This is a genomic window from Syntrophorhabdus sp. (genome assembly GCA_012719415.1).
In the GTDB taxonomy this organism is placed as follows: domain Bacteria; phylum Desulfobacterota; class Syntrophorhabdia; order Syntrophorhabdales; family Syntrophorhabdaceae; genus Delta-02.
This window is the reverse complement of sequence record JAAYAK010000314.1, coordinates 1-19,596: the sequence shown is the minus strand read 5'-3', so window position 1 is coordinate 19,596 and position 19,596 is coordinate 1. Positions and strand designations below refer to the sequence as shown.

The 19,596-nt window shown below is 59.9% G+C and carries 13 protein-coding genes and 1 tRNA gene; 11 read left to right on the top strand and 3 right to left on the bottom strand.

All coding sequences use genetic code 11. The features are described from left to right. Positions 1 to 51: 51 nt before the first annotated feature. The 3 genes from GXX82_17665 to GXX82_17655 all read right to left on the bottom strand — a co-directional run bounded on the left by GXX82_17665 (position 52) and on the right by GXX82_17655 (position 2,928). Entirely contained in the window at positions 52 to 1,737 is a 1,686-nt protein-coding gene (locus GXX82_17665; protein NLT24873.1) for a hypothetical protein, read from the bottom strand. Positions 1,738 to 1,850: 113 nt separating this feature from the next. Next, positions 1,851 to 1,932, bottom strand: a tRNA-Leu gene (locus GXX82_17660). 183 nt (positions 1,933 to 2,115) lie between these two features. Continuing rightward, positions 2,116 to 2,928, bottom strand: a complete 813-nt coding sequence (locus tag GXX82_17655) for an amino acid ABC transporter substrate-binding protein (GenBank protein NLT24872.1) — start codon at positions 2,926 to 2,928, stop codon at positions 2,116 to 2,118. 333 nt (positions 2,929 to 3,261) lie between these two features. Here GXX82_17655 and GXX82_17650 point away from each other — a divergent pair, with 333 nt between their 5' ends. The 11 genes from GXX82_17650 (at position 3,262) to gltA (ending at position 19,086) form a co-directional block, all read left to right on the top strand. After that, the gene (locus GXX82_17650; protein ID NLT24871.1) at positions 3,262 to 4,044 is read left to right on the top strand and encodes a M48 family metalloprotease; all 783 of its coding nucleotides are present in this window, start codon (positions 3,262 to 3,264) and stop codon (positions 4,042 to 4,044) included. A 132-nt stretch (positions 4,045 to 4,176) separates the two neighbouring features. After that, positions 4,177 to 5,841: an alpha-keto acid decarboxylase family protein gene (locus GXX82_17645; GenBank protein NLT24870.1), complete on the top strand. Its 1,665-nt coding sequence runs from the start codon at positions 4,177 to 4,179 to the stop codon at positions 5,839 to 5,841. Between the two features lie 162 nt (positions 5,842 to 6,003). Further along, the gene (locus tag GXX82_17640) at positions 6,004 to 7,335 is read left to right on the top strand and encodes a hypothetical protein (GenBank protein NLT24869.1); all 1,332 of its coding nucleotides are present in this window, start codon (positions 6,004 to 6,006) and stop codon (positions 7,333 to 7,335) included. 179 nt (positions 7,336 to 7,514) lie between these two features. Continuing rightward, entirely contained in the window at positions 7,515 to 9,920 is a 2,406-nt protein-coding gene (locus GXX82_17635; GenBank protein ID NLT24868.1) for a mechanosensitive ion channel, read from the top strand. A 22-nt stretch (positions 9,921 to 9,942) separates the two neighbouring features. Further along, a complete protein-coding gene (locus tag GXX82_17630; protein NLT24867.1) occupies positions 9,943 to 11,145 on the top strand; it encodes an aminopeptidase P family protein in 1,203 nt (400 codons plus the stop codon). A 49-nt stretch (positions 11,146 to 11,194) separates the two neighbouring features. Next, complete coding sequence (locus tag GXX82_17625; protein ID NLT24866.1) at positions 11,195 to 11,839, top strand: isochorismatase family protein; 645 nt, start codon at positions 11,195 to 11,197, stop codon at positions 11,837 to 11,839. Positions 11,840 to 12,303: 464 nt separating this feature from the next. Next, on the top strand, positions 12,304 to 12,753 hold the full coding sequence (locus tag GXX82_17620; protein NLT24865.1) for an NAD(P)H-dependent oxidoreductase subunit E: 450 nt from the start codon (positions 12,304 to 12,306) through the stop codon (positions 12,751 to 12,753). Beyond that, on the top strand, positions 12,746 to 14,626 hold the full coding sequence (locus tag GXX82_17615; GenBank protein NLT24864.1) for a 4Fe-4S binding protein: 1,881 nt from the start codon (positions 12,746 to 12,748) through the stop codon (positions 14,624 to 14,626). The genes GXX82_17620 and GXX82_17615 overlap by 8 nt, the downstream gene beginning before the upstream one ends. Further along, a complete protein-coding gene (locus GXX82_17610; protein ID NLT24863.1) occupies positions 14,623 to 16,821 on the top strand; it encodes a molybdopterin-dependent oxidoreductase in 2,199 nt (732 codons plus the stop codon). Before GXX82_17615 ends, GXX82_17610 begins: the two co-directional genes overlap by 4 nt. Next, a complete protein-coding gene (locus tag GXX82_17605) occupies positions 16,818 to 17,675 on the top strand; it encodes a sulfide/dihydroorotate dehydrogenase-like FAD/NAD-binding protein (protein ID NLT24862.1) in 858 nt (285 codons plus the stop codon). Before GXX82_17610 ends, GXX82_17605 begins: the two co-directional genes overlap by 4 nt. Further along, on the top strand, positions 17,668 to 19,086 hold the full coding sequence (gene gltA / locus GXX82_17600; protein NLT24861.1) for an NADPH-dependent glutamate synthase: 1,419 nt from the start codon (positions 17,668 to 17,670) through the stop codon (positions 19,084 to 19,086). The genes GXX82_17605 and gltA overlap by 8 nt, the downstream gene beginning before the upstream one ends. Positions 19,087 to 19,596: the final 510 nt, after the last annotated feature.

Here is a 19,596-nt window from a genome sequence, read left to right as displayed (position 1 = left end):
CGATTCCTGAGAAGTAACCGCCCTTTTCTATAATAGAATCTCCCATCCTGTTCAACGCTGTCTCGTCAGAGACGGACGCACCGTCTTTATCGCCATCGCGACCGACCTCTCCGTATATGCGACAAGCTCCGTCATGACGTACCATAACGGCCCTCCGGCGGATGCGTGGGCCCTGGCCCACCTCTTGATGTTGCATGCTGTTATCTTGCATGCCACGGAGAAGCAGACCTTTGCCAGCCGGCGCAGACGGATCCGCATCATTCCGTGAGCACGTTTGAGTTCCGAGTTCGTTCCCTCGATCCCTGTTCGAATGCTGTATCGGTCCTTCCATTCACGGGTGTGCTGCGCAGCATACATCTCATCCCGCAGGCGGATTTCCCGGGATATATCCAGTCGGAAGTTGCCGACGCTGTCGCGTGCTTTGCATCCCCGCGCCCTGTGGTTGGGGGTGCGAACAGGGCACTGGTCGAGCATCGCACAGGACCGGCAGGTATCGCCGTCGAATATGGCATGGAGGGAACGCCGCACGGTGTTGTTTCTGCTCAGCACGCGGTGGTCTATCGGAGCATGGCCCATGGGACAACGGACCACCCGACCCTCGTCATCAAAGACAAAGAGGTCCCTGCCGATGACATCGTCGCCGAGCCTGCTGCGGTTGACGGGAGCCATGAGCTCTGTACCCCTGTCGACGATCTTCGATGCAGACGGCACGGAAGGATATCCTCCGTCGGCAAAAAGTGTGTCCGGTTTGAGACCGGCCGTGTCGAGCCGTTCAATGACGTCAACAGCCTTGCCCATATCCGACCGGGCAGCGCCATGCACCTCGTAGTCGGTGATGATCTCCGGCTTTCCGTCATTGCCGCAGGTCTCGGTCACGTGGACACTGTATCCCGATCCCTTGTGCCCGAAGGACGCGTCCGGGTCATAAGGGGATTGAAGGGAAGATCCTTCAAGCCTTTTCTTTAGATGTACGGATGTACCGTTCATGCCGCAGTGTTCAGAGAAGAGGCGCTTGAGCAGGAGATACGGTTCATCGGTGCAATCCTCAAAGAGGCATATGAGGTCATGAAGATACCGTGCCAGTTCCCCGAGCCTCACCGTCTGCTCAGAAAAACCGAGTCCGAACCAGCCTTCGGGTTCCGATGAATACCAGGTGCGTATTGCTTCGGGTACCCGCGCCATGCGCTCGGTATCAAGGCTTTTGAGAAACAGCGTGAGCGTGTCCGAGAACAGGGCAAGCCTTCCCTTGACCCTGATGTTCGATACGACACGTGTCGAGTCGAGCCTCTGATCGCTCACCGACAGGCCCATCTTCCTTATTGCCGAGTCCCTGACAGTATCAAATATATCGCGGATAAGTTTCATCCCGGGGTCTGTTGCTGCAAGACGCCTGCGGAACTCGACAAGGGAACGGCGGGAGAGATAATCCTCGTCATCGTTCACGTCCAGGGCATAGCGCCACCGGATGTCAAAGCTGAAGGTATCGAGGGCCTCCTGGTCACCGAGGTCGTTCCATTCCTCAAGGAGACACAGGCCCAGAAGGCGGGCGACGCTGAAGTTGGGCCGGCCGGTAGCGCCGTATAGAATTGCATACCGGTCTTCGTTCCTGAACAGAATGGGGAGTATTTCATTTCTGAACAGCTCAGCCCATGAAGACTCGAGACGCTTGCGCAGGGATGGTGATACCCGGGTCTCGATACCAAATAATCTCTGTTGGGGTGATGTTGGTTTATACATCTGCCATTATATCACTATTGTAATAGTAGTACAACCATAAATATCCTAATCGAGTTACTTCTCAGGAATCAGAAACCAATAAATCCCGAAGCCTCAGGATAACGATCAGTGAATGCGAGAGAGGGGACTTGAACCCCTATGGTGTTACCCGCTGGATCCTAAGTCCAGTGCGTCTGCCAGTTCCGCCACTCTCGCGTGCTTTAATAATAAAGGATAACTCCTCGCCCTGTCAAAGCAAATGGCCGCGGGGAAAAGCGCAGGAGGGGGCATGAAGTCTGTCAAATTGAAAGTTACACTTTCAATCAGCAAGCGGTAGGTGGGAACCTGTGTGCGTGGCCGGGACGGGTCTGGAAGACCAGGTACGCCGTTGTTGCTTTTTCAATTCTTGATGACAGGCGTGCCGAACCACTTTTTCGCGATCCTGTCGACGGTCCCGTCCTTCTTCATCTCGTCGAGGACCTTGTCGACGGCATCGCGGAAGGCAATGTCCCCCTTGCGGAACCCCACCCCGTACTGCTCGATGCCGAAATTGTCGGTGAGGATGACGAAATCCCCCTGCTTGTGTGCAATGATATAGCGGACCGCGACCTCGTCCATGACGACGGCGTCGATACGCCCGGCCGCGAGGTCGTCAAGGGCACGCTGATTGTTCGGGTAGGCGCTTATCTCCTTGAGGGTGTTCACGGTCGCGGGATCGCGCCGAAGGGCCCTTTCGCTCGATGACCCGAACTGATGACCGACCTTCTTGCCCGCGAGGTCCGCCTTGCCGCGGATCTTCGATCCCTTCCCGACGACGAGGGCCTGGCGGCTCTCGAGGTAGGGCTTCGAGAAGATCATCTGCTGCTGTCTTTCGGGCACCATGCTGAGGCCGCTCCATATGACATCGACGTCCCCGCCGTTCAAGGCGGGAATGATCCTGTTCCAGGCGATGGTCTTCGGGGTGATGGTGAGGCCGAGCCGCCGGGCCGCCTCCCAGGCAAGATCGATGTCGAAGCCGATTATCTCGCTGCCGCCCTTCTCCCTGAACCCCATGGGTGGGAAGGAGGCGTCGAGGCCGAGGACGATGGTTCCCCTGCCCTTTATCAGTTCGAAAGACCTGTCGGCATCCCCCGCCCGCGGGTTCTGCGCCGATGCGAAGACGCACAAGACGAAGCTCAGACAGACCATCATGATCGCGGTAACCCTTTTCATGGATCCCTCCCCTCCGGTTGTGGTGGATGTTTACTGACGGTTCCAGTATATCCGACAGGGGCTTGCTTTGCAAGCGGTGCCCTTCGGGGAACGGGTCGACGCGCGAGCGTCTAACGGGTCTGCCCTCCGGGCAAACGGGGAGAAGATATCTATTGATCTTGACCCATTCGCCCGTTTGCGCGCGGAGCGCGCAGACCCGTGTGCCCGTCAGGCACGAAGTGCCGACCCTTCCCCCCGGGGGAGGTTGCCGCCGACGCTCCCATGTGTTATCTCTATTACATGATACAGATATCTGTGAGAAAGGACCGGGAGATGACGCATCGTTCAGAAACAATGATGGAAAGGCGTGGCGGGGTTGCCGTGAAGAGGCTTCTCATCATCTTCGTCCTCTTCACTTCCATTATGGCGGGCGGTGAGGTATGGGCACAGAACCCCTTCACCAGCACGGCGTATGACCCGGTCTTCATCGGCGAGGAGAGCGAGATCGAGATCGGGAAGAGCACGGATGAGCAGCTCAGGCAAAAGTACAGGATCTCGACGGACAGGCAGCTCAACGAGCGGATAGCCGCCATCGGCCAGAAACTCGCGGTCCGCTCCGAGAGGAGTAACCTGAAATACAGCTTCACCGTCATCGATGACGAACTGGTCAACGCCTTCGCGGCGCCGGGCGGATTCATCTACATCACGACGGGGATATTGAAGAAATTGAAGAACGAACACGAGATTTCCGGAGTGCTCGGCCACGAGATAGGCCACGTCGTCCACAAGCACTCCCTGAAGGCTCTTCAGCGCCAGATGCTGGCCCAGTTCGGGCTTTCGATCATGGGAGCCATGCTCGGGGACGGAGGCCTCTCGGGCTCGCTCATCGTTAAGGCGTCGGAGATAAGCACGAGCCTTTTGCTCCTCAAGAACTCGCGGGAGAACGAGCTTCAGGCCGATGCCGAAGGGGTGAGGATCATGCATGCCGCCGGGTACAACCCGCGGGCCATGATCGACATCCAGAGGATGCTCCTGAAGGAGGCCGGGGGCAAGAACCCTCCCGCGATCATCTCCACTCATCCACCCTCACAGGAAAGGATCGACGCCATCGAACAGGCGATACGGAACATGCGGTAGTCTCGTTGAGTTCAGGTCCCTGCCGGCAGTGGAAGGCATGAGGCTCCGCGACGATTGACTTTCCCCATGCCATCGTGTAGCACTAATATGGTCCTGCCGCACAGGCCGAACATCACCAGGGGGACGATATCGATGAACGAAAACTACACTGTGTCACGTTACATTCTCAGCCGTCTGCAGGAGATAGGCGTCAAGCATCTCTTCGGGGTGCCCGGAGATTATGTCCTCGACTTCCTTGACGCGGTGGTTGACAGCCCCATCGAATGGGTGGGGACCTGCAACGAGCTCAACGCGGGTTACGCGGCGGACGGGTATGCCCGGATGAATGGTGTCGGGGCCGCTGTTGTGACGTACGGAGTGGGGGGCTTGAGCATTCTCAACGCCGCAGCGGGGGCCTTCGCGGAGCATGTGCCCCTCGTCATCATCAGCGGGGCCCCGCCGGCGGGGCGCAGGGAGTCGGGCGCCCTCGTTCATCACCTCGTCTCCAATTACTACCTCCAGCTGGAGATATACAGGAAGATCACGGCCGACGCGGCCATACTGACTAACCCAAACACCGCTCCCGATGAGATAGACCGGGTCCTTGGCAACTGTGTTAGCCGAAAGCTGCCCGTCTACCTGGAGGTCCCCGCGGACATCACGCACGCCCCCTGCCGGGCCCCGGGCATTTTCCCCGGCGCGACACCCCCTGTCTCGGACGAGGATAGTCTGACGGAGTGCGTGTCGGAGATCGTGGAGATGCTCGACAACGCCGATCATCCCTTGATGCTGGCCGGCGTGGAATTACTCCGTTTCGGTCTCGGGGCCGACGCCCTTCGTCTTGTCGAAACTGCGGAGATACCCTTCGCCACCATGCTGAGCAGCAAATCGGTCCTCCCCGAGCTCCATCCCCAGTTCGCGGGCATCTATCAGGGAGGATGGAGCCGGCAGGTCGTCCGCGGGCAGGTGGAGTCGTCCGATTGTCTCCTTTCTCTCGGTGCCTGGATAACGGACCTCGACACGGGCCTTTTCAGCATGAACCTCGACCATCGCCGCATGGTCTTTGCTGAGAGGGGTGAGGTCCGGATCGGCAACCATTACTATCACCAGATCCAATTGAAGGACCTCATCCGCACGCTGACACTTGCGGCCCGCCCCCGCTCGTTCCTGAGCTCTCATCCGGCCGAGGCCCTCCACCCCCGGAAACCCTTCGTGGCGGAGCCGTCGCAGGCCCTGACAGCGTCGCGGCTTTACGAATGCCTCGATGATCTCCTCGACGACGGGATGGTCCTCCTGTCGGAGCCGGGCGATGCCTTCTGTGCGGCGCCGGAGTTCCATATCGAGGAGGCAGAGAACTTCATCGTCCAGAACTACTATTCCTCCATTGGCTACTGCACGCCTGCCGCCCTGGGTGTCGCCATGGCGCGTCCGGAAAAACGCCCCGTCGTTCTCACCGGAGACGGCGCCTTCCAGATGACTGCACAGGAGGTCTCGACGCTCATCCGAAGACGCTGCCCCGCCGTTATAGTCCTCATCAACAACGACGGCTATCTCGTCGAACGTCTCCTCCATGAGGACGGCCCTTACAACGATATCCAGATGTGGCAGTATTCCAGGCTTCCCGGGGTGCTTGGCGACTGGTCCGGCGCCATCGGTTTCAGGGTGTCCACAGAGGAGGAACTGGCCGAGGCCATGAGCGTCGCCGCGAGAGAAAAGGACAGGTTCGTTCTTATTGAAGCCTGTCTGCCGAAAGGTGATTGTTCTGACGGCCTGCGTCGCCTGGGCGAATCATTCCGGAGATCGCAGGACAAGAAATGAGGCGGGACGCCGCGGGTCACCTCGCGAGTCCTTCGGATCCGCTGAGCCTGTCCGTTGTTTGTGCTTGCAAATTTGGTGAAATTGCAGGAGAATGAAGCGGCGAGACTGCGGGGGACCCCTCGCGGAACACCTGCATTATACCAACAACAAGGAGTCTGTTCTATGTCGTATACGTCGTGGAAGGGGTGTGCGCATCCCCGCGCGTTTCTGTTCCTCCTCATCGTCGTTCTTTTCCTCCTTCTCACCATTCCCGCACGGGGTCAGGTCGTCATGACGGAAAAGGGCAAGGAATTCGAGCCCAAGGTGCTTCACGTTCCTTATGCCTTCTACAACCAGTCCTTTGGAGCGGCGGGAGGATTCGTCTGCGGGTTGACCGGAGTGGGACAGAAGCAGATGAGCATCCTCGGGACAGTGATCGCGGGCACCAACGACGCCCTTGCCCTCTACATCGTCACGCGGGACGTCCAGGTCCCTTTCCTCACGAGGCTCTTCATCGACTCCGATCTCGCGCTGAGCACCTTCGGCAAGCTTCAGAGCTACACGGACGGAAACAGGGATCACATCGGCGAGCGAGCGGGCAGCAACGACTCGTCCTTCAACAACTACATTGAAGGACCGGGGAACGACAATTTCGCGCGGATGAAGTTCAGGTATCTTCTTCCCCTGGGCAGCGGCAGGGACGAGGTGGTAAGTTCCGTTGTCCTCGACAGGGGCCTTCTGTCGGAGGGGCGCGTGGGAGGGGATTCCTGGAACCCCCTTGTCAGCGGGAAGACGTTCTTGGAGATGAAACCGTACTGGAGGAGCCAGTCCGTCCGCTCCGACGACCGGCGTGTCGACAGGCAGACGAACGGCCTCGAGTTCTCGGTGTTCCGGGAGAACACGGACTTCCCGAGGAACCCCTCGAAGGGCAGCACGCTGCGGGCCCGGTACACGAGGGACTGGGGCCTTTTCGACAGCACGAACCCCTACGACGTCCTCGACGTGGAGTTCAGCAAGTACTTCTCCCTGGGGCCGTCGAAGATGTTCCGGCAGCGGGTGATCGCCTTCGACGTCTGGTCGGCGAACGTTTTCTCCTGGGACGACCACAACACGAGAAACAGCGGCCAGGCCGTGTACCACAGGCCTCCCCCCTATGCCGGGGCTATGCTGGGCGGCCTGTGGCGCATGCGGGCGTACCCGACATCGCGTTTCAACGACCAGGCTGCGGTTTACTACGCTTTGGAGTACAGGGTCATCCCCGAATGGAATCCCTTCGATAAGATCGACTGGGTGCGAAAGCACCTGGATATCGCGTGGTGGCAATGGGTGCCCTTCGTGGAGGCGGGCAGGGTGGCTCCCCGGTGGACCGTCGGTGAGCTTCACACGAAGATGCAATGGGACGCTGGCCTCGGCATCCGCGCCATGGCCAAGGGCCTCACGGTGCGCATCGACACCGCCGTCTCGAACGAGAACTGGGGCGTCCAGATGATGATCGGCCACCCCTTCCAGTTCTAGAGGCGGCTTAAACCGCTTGAACCGTTTCACCGGCTTGAGCGCTGCAACAGGAAGCGTTCCAGCGCCGCGCGAATAGAGAGGCCCCGCCCAACGGTTCTAACGTTTCTAACGGCTCTAACGGCTCTAACGGTTTCCCCCGGTTTTTGGCCTTGCAAAAGGATGTATCGGTATGTAATTGTATGGATATCGGCGCCCGAATGGAATACAACGGCTTCATTTCCAGACCCCTCACCGCATTCACGCTCGCAGTCATCGCCATCGTGGCGGTTCTTCTCTTCCCCGCCGGCCCTCTTCTCGCCGGCCCCGGGCCGTCGTCGTCATTCGACGAGATGATCAACAAGGAGAGATTGGCCGTTGATGCCACTCGCAGGGATGTCCGCGCCTACATCGCGGACCAGCCGGAGCGCATCAGCAAGATAAACGAGAGAGCGCGGGAGCTCAGCCAGGAGGCGTTCCGGCTCTTCGTGACCTACAACATGGAAGATAACAACCCCGTCGAGATGCGGGATATCCTGAGGCAGATGACGATAGTGCGCGACCAGGCCCTTCTCCTCGTGGCACCTGTTAAAGAGGAAGTGAAGTTCATCGAGGGCCTGAAGAAGATCGTCGGTACTCATGTGGGCGAATATGAACGCCTCGCGGCGGACGGTTCCCTGCCCGGGGTCCAGGAGAGCGCGAAGCGGTATGTCTCCGAGCTGAAGGAGACCGTGGGACTCCTGGAATCCGCCGAGAGCGTTGTCGAGATCATCCCCAATGCCGTCGAGCAGCTTCTCGGACGACTGGAACCACGAAGGGCGATGATCGGGGACGAACTCAAGGCGGCATGGAAGAAGTATTATCTTTCCCCCCAATTCGGCCAGAACCTTTTCTCGGCTGATGCCTGGAAGACGATGACCGTCGTTCTCAAGGGATGGGCGGACTTCTCGGCCTACTGGCTGATCCCGTACAGGATGAACAAGAACGTCATCACATCGACCGTCGCGCGATGCGCGATGTTCTCGGTTGCCATGCTCGTCGCTTTCCTGGCCATCCTGATACACCTGGGCAGAAGGCATCCTTCCCTGTCCCTCGTGCGTCACTTCCTGCCTTTCTGTTTTTACACGGCGCTGGGTCTTCCTCTCATGGTCGCCGGCGCGACGACGGTCGTCCCGCCTTTGAGCACGGTGACCTTCCTCGCGGAGATCGGACTGGCGGCCGGACTGGTCAGCCTGGGATGGAACTTGCGGCGCCTGTCGGCAGACGACCGGTCGGACTACAGGCACAATCCCCTGTGGCAGTACTGGGTCATATTCGCCGCCGGCGTGCTCGTGCAGCTCTTTCATTTCAGTGTGCTTGCCTATTCCCCGTTGATCGCTTTTCTGTTCATAGCCGCGGGAGTTTACTCCCACCTGAGGAAGAGACGGGACCAGCACATCCTGGACAGGAGACAGCTTGCCATAACGGCGTGGTTGTCGTACGTCCTCGCCGCCGGCACCCTTTTCGGATGGGGCAGCCTCTGCGTGCTTGTCGCCGTGGTATGGTTTGCCGTCATGTTGAACATCCAGCTTGCGACGGGGCTCACGGGATGCCTGAGGAAGATCCGGACCGTCACCGATTACGGCAGGAGCGCGGCGGGAAGACTTGCCGAGGGTGCTCTCTTTCCCATGGTCTTCCTCGGCCTTTTCGCCGTCACCATACTCTGGGTCACCCTCTTCATCGGCGGCATGCCTTTCGTGACCACGATCGTACAATGGCATCTGATCATCGGTTACCTGTCCCTCAACCTCTCCATGATCGTCGTCATCATCGCCATTCTTTTCGTCACGCGGTCCTTCGTCGTCATCGTCAACGCGATCATCACCTTCGTTGCGACGCGGTTGGGAGTGGCGGCGGGAGCGGGGGTGCTCACGTCTCTTCACGCCATATCGACGTACGCGATATGGTCGCTGTACGTCCTCCTGTCGCTCAAGCTGATAGGGGTGAGCGTGGCCCACCTCGCGATCGTCGCGGGCGGATTGTCCATCGGCGCCGGTTTCGGGCTCCAGGACATGATCAAGAACTTCTTCGCCGGCCTCGTCCTTCTTTTCGGCAGGTCGCTCCATCCGGGCGACGAGATCCAGCTTGGCGACGTGCGGGGAACGGTGATGAGGATAAACATCCGGAACACCGTCGTGCAGACCAATGACGACTCCACCATCTTCATCCCCAACTCGGACCTCATGTACAAGAACATCGTCAACTGGACGTACCGCGACCCCCGGGGCAGGGCCGAGATATCCGTGGGAGTTGCATACGGCTCCGACACGCAGCTCGTGAGAGATCTTCTCGCCAGGTGCGCCCTCTCCCATACAGGTGTTCTCAGGGAACCCGAGCCCTACGTTCTTTTCTGGGATTTCGGTGACAGCGCCCTCGTGTTCCGTCTGAGATTCTGGATACGGCGTCCCGTCCAGATGCGGGACAAGATATCATCGGCGATACGTTTCGAGATAGACAGGGTGTTCAAGGAGAACAACATCGAGATCGCCTTCCCCCAGCAGGACGTGCATATCCGCTCGGCCGAAGGCCTGGCACCCCGCCCAGCGCCTGATTTGGGGCCGGAGGGCTGAAATCGTCTATACGAGGCAAGACATGCTCAAGCAGGTAGGTTCTTTCGATCCCGTCCCGAAGGAGGACCTCCTCGGCAGGATCGACAGGCTCCGCCATTTCATGGCGGATGCAGGCATCGATCTCGCGTTGCTCCTGCAGAACGTCGACAGGTTCTACTTCACGGGGACCATGCAGAAGGGTGTCGTTGCCGTACCCCTTGACGGGGACCCCCTCGTCTTCGTGGAAAAGGGAACGGACCGTGCGGCCATGGAGACACCGCTCACGCTGACGCCTGTGAGGAACGACCGGGAGATCGGGGACATCCTCCGCGGCCGTCACCTCCTCGCGGGAAAGGTCGGTCTCGAGCTTGACGTGTTGCCCGTCGCCGTCTTCGAGAGGATGAAGAAGGTCCTGGGCTTCGAACGCTACCGCGACGTGTCGGGGCAGATCAAGGAGGTGCGGGCCATCAAGAGCCCTTTTGAGATCGAGCAGATCGTGAGGTCCGGCGAGATGTTGACTTGCGTCTTCGCGAAGGCGCGGGACGAGGTCCGCGAGGGCAGGACGGAACTCGGGGTCGAGGCGGCCCTCATGGCCTTGAGCAGAGAAATGGGACACCAGGGCTTTCTCAGGATGAGGGGGATGAACCAGGAAATGATGACGATGACCGTGCAGGCGGGATTCACGGGCGCCGTTCCCACCCTGCTCGACGCCCCGATAACGGGGATCGGGGTGACTCCAGCCGTCCCCCAGGGTTCCTCCTTCAAGAAGATCGAAAGAGGAGTCCCCGTCACCATAGATTACGGCGGAGGGTACAACGGGTATATCACCGACGAGACGAGGAGCTTCGTGGTGGGCGACCTGGCGGAGGCGTTCAGAAAACCCTATGAGACGGCACGGACGATCATAGAGGATGTGCTTGCCGTCGCGGGACCGGGGACCGATTGCCGGGATATCTTCCACCGCGCCGAGGACGTGGCGCGCGAGGCCGGACTCGGCGATTTCTTCATGGGACACGGCGAAGGCAAGGTGGCGTTCATCGGCCATGGCCTCGGCCTCGAGATCAACGAACTGCCCATTTTGACCCCGCGCCACGAAAGGATACTGCAGGAAGGGATGGTGTTTGCCTTCGAGCCGAAGTTCGTGCTCCCCGGTCTCGGAGCGGTGGGCATAGAGATCGATCTCATCGTGGGGCCGGAACGCGTCGAGAGGGTCACGACAGGCCCCTTCGACCTCGTATGCCTTTGATCTCCTCAACGCTTTTTGACGGACCCCGGCCCGTGTGGTAAAAGAAGAGATGCCTGTGAAATGGGGTGTCATCGTCATCGACCTGCAGGGCGACTTCACCGAGTGGAAGCGGGGCAGTCTTGCCGTGCCCGGGTCCGATGAGGATTATGTGAGAGATGTCGAGAATGCCACGCGGCGGCTCAAGGAGTCTGGCATCCCCGTTCTCGGCACACAGGACTGGCATCCTCCCGATCATGTTTCCTTCGCGACGAGCCATGCCGGAAAGGGACCCTTCGACACGGTATCCGTCGACGGGAAACTCCAGGTGCTCTGGCCTCCCCATTGTGTCCAGGGGACCGAGAACGCGCGCATTGTCATGGACAACAACCTCTTCCTTGCCGTCGTGAAGAAGGCCCAGGACCCCATGACCGAAAGCTATTCGGCCTTTCAAGCCGGGGGTGAGCTCGAGCGTATCCTGCGGGTGAACGGGATAGGCAGGGTGATAGTCTACGGGCTCGCCACCGACTACTGCGTCAGGGCCACGTCCCTCGACCTCGCTGCCGCCGGTTACCTGGTGGTTGTCATAGAAGACCTTTGCCGGTCCGTGTCTCGCGACACGGCAGCGGCCGCCGTCGATGAGATGAGGCGCGAAGGGGTGCGGGTCGTGGATACGCTGGAAGAGGCGATCGAAGAGATCCACCGGGACCGCAGCTAACGCCGGACCTGCTGTTACCGCAACGTGCCGGGGCGGGCGATCATCTTTCCATCCGCAAGTCCTCTATCTCATCTGGCGCCGCAACGAGTTCTTTCCTGTCGGGAGATCGACCCGGAGCCGGCGGATGTCGGCCTCGCCCGACCGGGAGAACGGTATACCGTATCCAGAAAATATGCTTGGGCTTCTATCCGGGACCGCGGGGCGCATAGCCCTGAGAGGCCGTTTGGTGGCCCGTGGCTAACTTGCGGTAATTGCTTATGGTCCATTTTTTTTATGGAATTTTCCTTGACACGAATTTGAACGTTCTTTAATAATGAGAGTACATGGGGGCAAATTCGGGGAGCAATCAGCTGCTGATTCAACCGTCACGTGATCTCTGTCTAGATCTCACCTTACCTGTTCGAACGACCCGCGGCGCGACTGATCTCAGTTAACGCCACAAGCTTGTGGCATAGGAGAGATCCATGCCCGAACAAATTCGAAGGATCCTCGGGAAGCATGGCCGCAGTCCCGATGAGTTGATCCCAATCCTGCAGGATGTCCAGGCGGCCTTCGGGTATATCGGAGAGCCGGCGGTCAAGGCCATTTCCCGGTATCTCCGCATCTCGGAAAATCAGATCTACGGTGTCTCATCATTCTACGCGCAATTCCGGTTCACCGAACCAGGACGCCACGGGATAAAGGTCTGTCTCGGGACGGCCTGTCATGTCCGCGGCGGCGGGACGCTGCTCGACAGCCTGGAGCACGGGCTGGGCATTTCCTGCGGAGAGACGACGGAGGACAAGCGGTTCGATGTTGACCGTGTGGCCTGCCTCGGCTGCTGCGCGCTTTCACCGGTGGTGCAGATCGATCGTGATATTTACAGCAGGATGACGGTCAACAAACTGACGGAGTTATTGAAAAACTATGAATAAACTCGCCAAGAAGATCGATACGGCAAAGGGTAAATGGGACAAGCTGAAGGACAACAGGGAGCCCATCGTTTACGTCGGCGCCGCGTCCTGCGGCAGGGCCGCGGGGGCCCTGGAACTCAAGGAGGCGGTGAAGGCCTTCCTTGACGAGAACAAGAAGTCCGCGCGCGTCATCGAGGTGGGCTGCATCGGGCCCTGTTACCTTGAGCCCCTCGTGGACATCAAGATGCCCGGCCAGCCCCGTGTGAGCTACAACAACGTGAACGCGAAGACCCTCCAGATGATCCTGAAGTCCCACTTCGTGAATGGAGAGCCCCACAAGAAACTTGCTCTCGGACACTTCGGGACCGATGATCTCGACGGCATCCCCCGTTTCTGGGGCCTGCCCATGCTGAAGCCCCAGGTCCGCATAGTCCTGCGCAACTGCGGTCTCATCGACCCCGAGGAGATCGACCAGTATCTGGCGGTTGACGGTTACCAGGGCTTCATGAAGGCGCTCAAGTCGACGCCCGAGGACGTCATCGCGACGGTCAGGCAGGCCGGCTTGAGAGGGCGCGGCGGCGCCGGTTTCCCGACGTTCAGGAAATGGACGGTCTGCAGGGAGTCTCCGGGCGAGCAGAAATACCTCATCTGCAACGCCGATGAAGGCGACCCCGGGGCTTTCATGAACCGGTCTCTCATCGAGTCCGACCCGCACGCGGTGCTGGAGGGCATGCTCATCGCAGGCTACGCCATCGGCGCGAGCAAGGGCATCGTCTATATCCGCGCCGAGTATCCTCTGGCCATCGAGAGGCTGAAGAGAGCCATCGGCCAGATGCGGGAGTACGGGCTTCTGGGGAAGAACATTCTCGGCTCGGATTTCAGTTTCGAGATAAAGATAAAGGAAGGGGCAGGGGCCTTCGTCTGCGGTGAGGAGACGGCGCTTATCGGGTCCATCGAGGGAAAACGGGGCATGCCACGCTCGCGCCCGCCCTTCCCGGCAATAGCGGGTCTCTTCGGAGCGCCCACCATCATCAACAACGTGGAGACCCTTGGCACGTTGCCGAACATCCTGAGGAACGGGCCCGAATGGTATACCCGGTTCGGGAAGGAGGGCAACAGGGGGACGAAGACCTTCTCACTCGTCGGCAAGATCCGCCGGCCCGGCCTCATAGAGGTCCAGCTCGGAACCACCCTGAGGGAGATCATCTTCGATATCGGAGGCGGCGTGCAGAAGCCCTTCAAGGCCATCCAGACGGGAGGGCCCTCGGGGGGGTGCCTGTCGGAGGAGTTCCTCGATCTCACCGTCGACTATGAATCGCTGGCCAGCGCCGGTTCCATCATGGGTTCCGGAGGGCTCATCGTCATGGATGAGGACACCTGCATCGTCGACCTCGCGAAATACTTCCTCGATTTCACCCAGAAGGAGTCCTGCGGGAAGTGCGTGCCCTGCAGGGTGGGTACGAAGCATATCCTGGAGATCCTTCAAAAGATAACCAACGGCGAAGGGACACCCGACGACCTCCTCGCGTTGAGGACGCTTGGCGACACGATCAAGAAAGGGGCCCTCTGCGGCCTCGGCCAGACGGCGCCCAACCCGGTCCTCACGACCCTCAGGTACTTCCGCAACGAGTACCTGGAGCACATAAAGGACCACAGGTGCCGGGCCACCGTGTGCAAGCCCCTCATCGAATACCGCGTCATCAAGGAAAAATGCACCGGATGTCAATCATGTGTCCGGGTTTGCCCAACGGGGGCAATAACGGGTCCGAGGTCGGAACCGCACAACCTCGATCCGTCCAAGTGCATAAAGTGCCGTTCTTGCTATGAGGTCTGCCGTTACGAAGCTATCGCGGGCGACGCCATCGTGATCAGGACAGCGGAGAGTAAATCATGACCAGGGAGAAAAAGGTAACCATCACAATCGACAACAGGAAAGTCGAAGCAAAGGCAAACATGACCATCCTCCAGGCTGCTCGGGAGAACGACATCGATATCCCTTCCCTGTGTGCCCTGGAACATCTGCCGTCCTACGGCGCATGCCGCCTGTGCGTTGTGGAGGTTGACGGGATACGGGGTTTTCCGACGTCCTGCACCACACCGGTGGAGGACGGCATGGTGATCCGCACCGACACGGCGGAGGTGAGGACGCTCCGGCAGGAGGTCCTGAAGCTCCTCTTGAGCGAGCATCCGGCAAGTTGCCTGTTCTGCGAGGAACAGACGGACTGTAAGAACTTCCAGGGGACGATCCGCAAGGTCGGTGTCACCACCGGCTGCCGCTATTGTCCCAACGACGATATGTGCGAGCTCCAGGAGATAACAAAGAAAGTGGGGCTCACCGAGACGTCCTACCCGGTCTATTACAGGAACTTCCCCGTCGAAAAGGAAGACCCTTTCTATGACAGGGATTACAACCTGTGCCTCCTGTGTGGACGCTGTGTCAGGGTCTGCAACGACATACGCCTGAACGGGACCCTGAGCTTCAAGCAGCGCGGAAAGCTGACCACCATAGGGCCGGCCTTCGGACGCACCCATCTCGAGGCGGGCTGCGAGTTCTGCGGGGCCTGCGTCGCCGTGTGCCCCACGGGCGCGCTGTCGGCCAAGACCAGCAAGTGGGCGGGCAAACCCGACGAGATCGTGGAATCCACCTGTCCCTACTGTCCCGTCGGGTGCACCCTTGACCTCAAGGTGAAGGGGGGAGAGGTTGTCGACGTCAGCGCCGACTATGATTCGCCGACGGAGCACGGGCTCATCTGCGTGAAGGGACGCTTCGCGATCCCCGAGTACGTCCTGAGCCCCGACAGGCTCGCGCAGCCGACGATACTCAAGCCCGAGGGGCACGATCTTTTGCCCTGGGAGGGCGCCCTTGACGAAGCCGCGGCGAAGCTCAAGGCGGCCGGCCCGAAGGGTTCCTTCATCGTCGTCTCACCCCAGCTTTCCAATGAGGACCTTTTCGTGGCCCAGCGCTTCGCGAGAGAGGTCCTGGGGACGGAGGCGATCCTCTCGCCCGTCATGTTCGATCTCGGCAGCGACCTGAGGCCTTTCCTCGACCTTGCCGTGCTCTCGGAATCCGTGGACACCATAGACACGGCGGCGGGCATCCTGACCATCGGCCTCGACACCACGTACGGATTCACCCCCGTGGGCATTGCCGCCAAGAGGGCGGCCAAACGGGGTGCCGTCCTGGTCACCGTAAGCGCCGACGAATGCAATCTCGACATGCTCTCTGAAGAGGCCGTCCAGTCCGACCCGGCAAGGTGGCCCGACTTCATGGAGGGTGTCATGAAGTCCATGTCCGGCAACGGGACCCGGAAGAAGGCGGCATCCTCCTTCTTCAAGAAGGGCGACAGGAACGTTCTCGTCATCGGGCCCGACGCGATATTCTCGGCCAAGCGCGGGGAGATATTTGAGAGCGCCCTCACGATGAGGGACAGCCTCGGATGGAAGGTGATCGTATGCCATCCCTATACGAACCTCATGGGCATGCTTGCCATGGGCGCCTTTCCCGGTCTGAAGCCGGGAGGGATGAGGTCGGACGGGGCGCTCAAGCTCAAGGACCCGGCGGCCGTCGTCGACCTCAAACAGAAATGGAAGGTCGGTTATTTCATTGGCGAGGTACCCTCTCCTCAGATGCCCAGGTGCGATTACATCATCTATGAGAACGCCCTGCCCGCGCCTTCGGGGATCGACCCCGACCTTGTCCTTCCGGCGGCCCTGTTCACGGAGGCTCCGGGGACAACGATAAGTTGTGAGGGCAAGATCCTCGTTTTCAACAAGGCATCGGCTCCCTTTGCCGACTCAAAGCCTGACTGGTGGATCATGTCGTCCATCGCGGAAAGGATGAAGAAGGGCGCCCTGAAATACGCTTCTCTCGCGGCCATACAATCGGAGATCAGGAAGTCCATTCCCGGTTTTTCGGGCAAGGACCGACGGGTTCCAAGGAAAAAGGTCGCCATGGAAGGCAAAACGGCGGCGGCGCGCAACCCCCATGGGGCGGGCCGGGTGATGACCCCCTTTGAGACCTTCCGCGGTGTGGCCCTTCACGATCATGTGGCCGGCATGAAGGCGATAGAGGAAAGGAGGCGCAAGTGAAGAAGGTCATAGAACGGTCGATGATCGTCCCCAATATGCATCTGCTCGTGGTCGAGGCACCCGAGATCGCCTCCAAGGTGAGGCCCGGACAGTTCGTCATTGTCCGGGGCGGCGACGAAGGCGAGCGCATCCCCCTCTCGGTGGCCGACTACGATACCGAGAAAGGGACTGTCTCGATAGTCTTCATGGAAGTGGGAGCCTCGACGGCGGCCCTCGCGCGGCTCAACGCCGGGGACGCGGTGGCGACCTGCGTCGGCCCCCTGGGCAACGCGACAACCATCGATACATTCGGAGATGTCCTGCTTGTGGGAGGGTGTTACGGGATAGGAAGCCTCTATCCCGTAGCGAAGGAGTTGAAGGCAAAGGGGAACAAAGTGAGCGTCGTGCTCGAGGCGAGGAGCTCCTACCTGCTCTACTGGCTCAACAAGTATGTCCCGCTGGCCGAGAAGGTCTACACCATCACGCGGGACGGGAGTCTGGGTCAGAAAGGCCACATCAGCCGCCTGCCCGACGTCATACACGGGATGCCCCGGAAGCCCGACAGGATAATCGTCAATGGATGCACCTATCTTATGGCGCACACGTCGGAGGTCACGAAGGACCTTGACATACCGGTCGTCGTCAACCTGAATCCGATCATGATCGATGGCACCGGGATGTGCGGTGTGTGCCGGGTCACCGTCGCGGGGCAGATGAAGTTCGCCTGCGTTGACGGTCCCGAGTTCGACGGACACGACATTGACTGGAAGGAATTTCTCGCGCGCAGGAAGGCATACGTGACGGAAGAGGCGATCTTCTTCCGCAGGAGCGATGCACCCGCGCATAACGAAGGGAAGTGTGCCTGGCATGAATGAAGAAAAAACTCAGGAAAAGACAAGCAAGATAGATCTCAACCGGAGAGACATGCCGAGGCAGGCTCCGGAGATGAGGCGGAACAATTTCGACGAGGTGGCACTGGGGTATACGGAGGAACTTGCCCTGGCGGAGGCGTCGCGCTGTCTCCAGTGCAAGAAGCCGCGGTGTGTTACCGGCTGCCCTGTCGAGATAGACATCCCCGGCTTCATCGGGTGTATCACCAGGGGTGATTTCAAGGGGGGCATAAAGAAACTGAAAGAGAAGAACTGCCTGCCTGCGGTTTCGGGGCGGGTCTGTCCCCAGGAGTCCCAGTGCGAGTCGAAGTGCATCCTCGGCAACAAGAAGGCGGAGATCGCCATCGGTCGTCTTGAACGCTTCCTCGCCGACTGGGAGGCGGCACAGGGGAAGGTGGACCTGCCGCCGAGGGCAAAGCCCACAGGCAAGAAGGTGGCCATCGTGGGTTCCGGCCCGGCGGGGCTCACCGTCGCAGGCGACCTCATTCTCCTCGGCCATGAAGTGACCATATTTGAGGCACTTCACAAGGCCGGCGGAGTTCTCGTCTATGGTATCCCCGAATTCCGTCTTCCCAAGGCGATCGTTCAACGTGAGGTGGATTACCTGAAGGCCCTCGGGGTCAAGGTGTTCACCGATTTTGTCGTGGGAAAGACGCGGTCCATAGACGAACTGCTCGAGGAGTTCGATGCCGTCTTCGTAGGGACCGGGGCGGGGCTCCCCTGGTTCATGAACATCCCCGGCGAGAACCTGAACGGCGTTTATTCGGCGAACGAGTACCTGACGCGTATGAACCTCATGAAGGGCTACCTCTATCCTAAGTCGTCGACACCGGTCAAGAAGCATGTGAAGGTCGCGGTGGTCGGCGGAGGCAACGTGGCGATGGACTCAGCCCGGACGGCCCTGCGCATGGGCGCCGCGGAGTCGCATATAGTCTACCGGCGCTCCCATGCCGAGCTCCCGGCGCGTGCCGAAGAGGCGGAGAATGCCGAAGAGGAAGGTGTGATCTTCGATCTGCTCACCCTGCCGCTCGCCTACATAGGCGACGAGAATGGCTGGGTCAAGGAGATCGAATGCATTCAGATGGAACTTGGCGAACCCGATGCCTCGGGACGGCGCACCCCTGTCGAGAAGAAGGGCTCCAATTTCCGGATGCAGACGGACGCGGTGGTATGCGCCATCGGGAACAGCCCCAATCCCCTGGTGCCGGCGACTACACCGGGCCTTGACACGACGAAACGGGGAACGCTCGTTGCCGACCCCGAGACGGGAAAAACGACCCGCGACAGGGTGTGGGCAGGAGGCGACATTGTGACCGGAGCGGCAACGGTCATTCTCGCCATGGGGGCCGGCAGGAAGGCCGCTCGCGCCATACACGAGTACCTGACGACGGGATAACAGCGAAACACAGCTTGAGCCGCTTGAACAGCTTGAGCGTGGAGAAGACAAGAAAGGAAAATACGGTTTGGACTGCTTGAGCCGTTCGAACCGCTTGAACGTGCAGAGGACGCAAAGACCATCATCTCTTCTTTGTGTCCGATGTGTTCAGTCGCGACGCGACGTTGTGGAACGTGGGGGGGCGCGGAAACAACGGGGCTCGCAATGATGGGCCCTGGCTGTTGCACGAGGGGGGTTTTATATACGCGCTGTCATACGTTCAAGCGGTTCGAGCGGCTCAGGCAGTAAGGCCGGTCTCAGGCCACGGCCTGAGACCGTCACAGGTCTCAAGGTCTTTTCTGGCGAAAAGACCGTCACAGGTCTCAAGTCCCACGTCACAAGTCTAAAAACCAAAAAAACACTGCCGGGTCAACTGCCCTAGTCAACAATTGTGTTGACAACCTGTCCCCTTCCACCGTCTTTCTTTGGCGACCTGCGACCTGCGACCTGCGACCTGCGACCTGCGACCTG

Excerpts from the sequence above, each read along its gene's own strand:
- GXX82_17610 (NLT24863.1), top strand. The coding sequence starts at position 14,623 with ATGACCAGGGAGAAAAAGGTAACCATCACAATCGACAACAGGAAAGTC.
- GXX82_17620 (NLT24865.1), top strand. The coding sequence starts at position 12,304 with ATGCCCGAACAAATTCGAAGGATCCTCGGGAAGCATGGCCGCAGTCCC.
- GXX82_17615 (NLT24864.1), top strand. The coding sequence starts at position 12,746 with ATGAATAAACTCGCCAAGAAGATCGATACGGCAAAGGGTAAATGGGAC.
- gltA (NLT24861.1), top strand. The coding sequence starts at position 17,668 with ATGAATGAAGAAAAAACTCAGGAAAAGACAAGCAAGATAGATCTCAAC.
- GXX82_17650 (NLT24871.1), top strand. The coding sequence starts at position 3,262 with ATGATGGAAAGGCGTGGCGGGGTTGCCGTGAAGAGGCTTCTCATCATC.
- GXX82_17645 (NLT24870.1), top strand. The coding sequence starts at position 4,177 with ATGAACGAAAACTACACTGTGTCACGTTACATTCTCAGCCGTCTGCAG.
- GXX82_17635 (NLT24868.1), top strand. The coding sequence starts at position 7,515 with ATGGATATCGGCGCCCGAATGGAATACAACGGCTTCATTTCCAGACCC.
- GXX82_17665 (NLT24873.1), bottom strand. The coding sequence starts at position 1,737 with ATGTATAAACCAACATCACCCCAACAGAGATTATTTGGTATCGAGACC.
- GXX82_17655 (NLT24872.1), bottom strand. The coding sequence starts at position 2,928 with ATGAAAAGGGTTACCGCGATCATGATGGTCTGTCTGAGCTTCGTCTTG.
- GXX82_17640 (NLT24869.1), top strand. The coding sequence starts at position 6,004 with ATGTCGTATACGTCGTGGAAGGGGTGTGCGCATCCCCGCGCGTTTCTG.
- GXX82_17630 (NLT24867.1), top strand. The coding sequence starts at position 9,943 with ATGCTCAAGCAGGTAGGTTCTTTCGATCCCGTCCCGAAGGAGGACCTC.
- GXX82_17625 (NLT24866.1), top strand. The coding sequence starts at position 11,195 with ATGCCTGTGAAATGGGGTGTCATCGTCATCGACCTGCAGGGCGACTTC.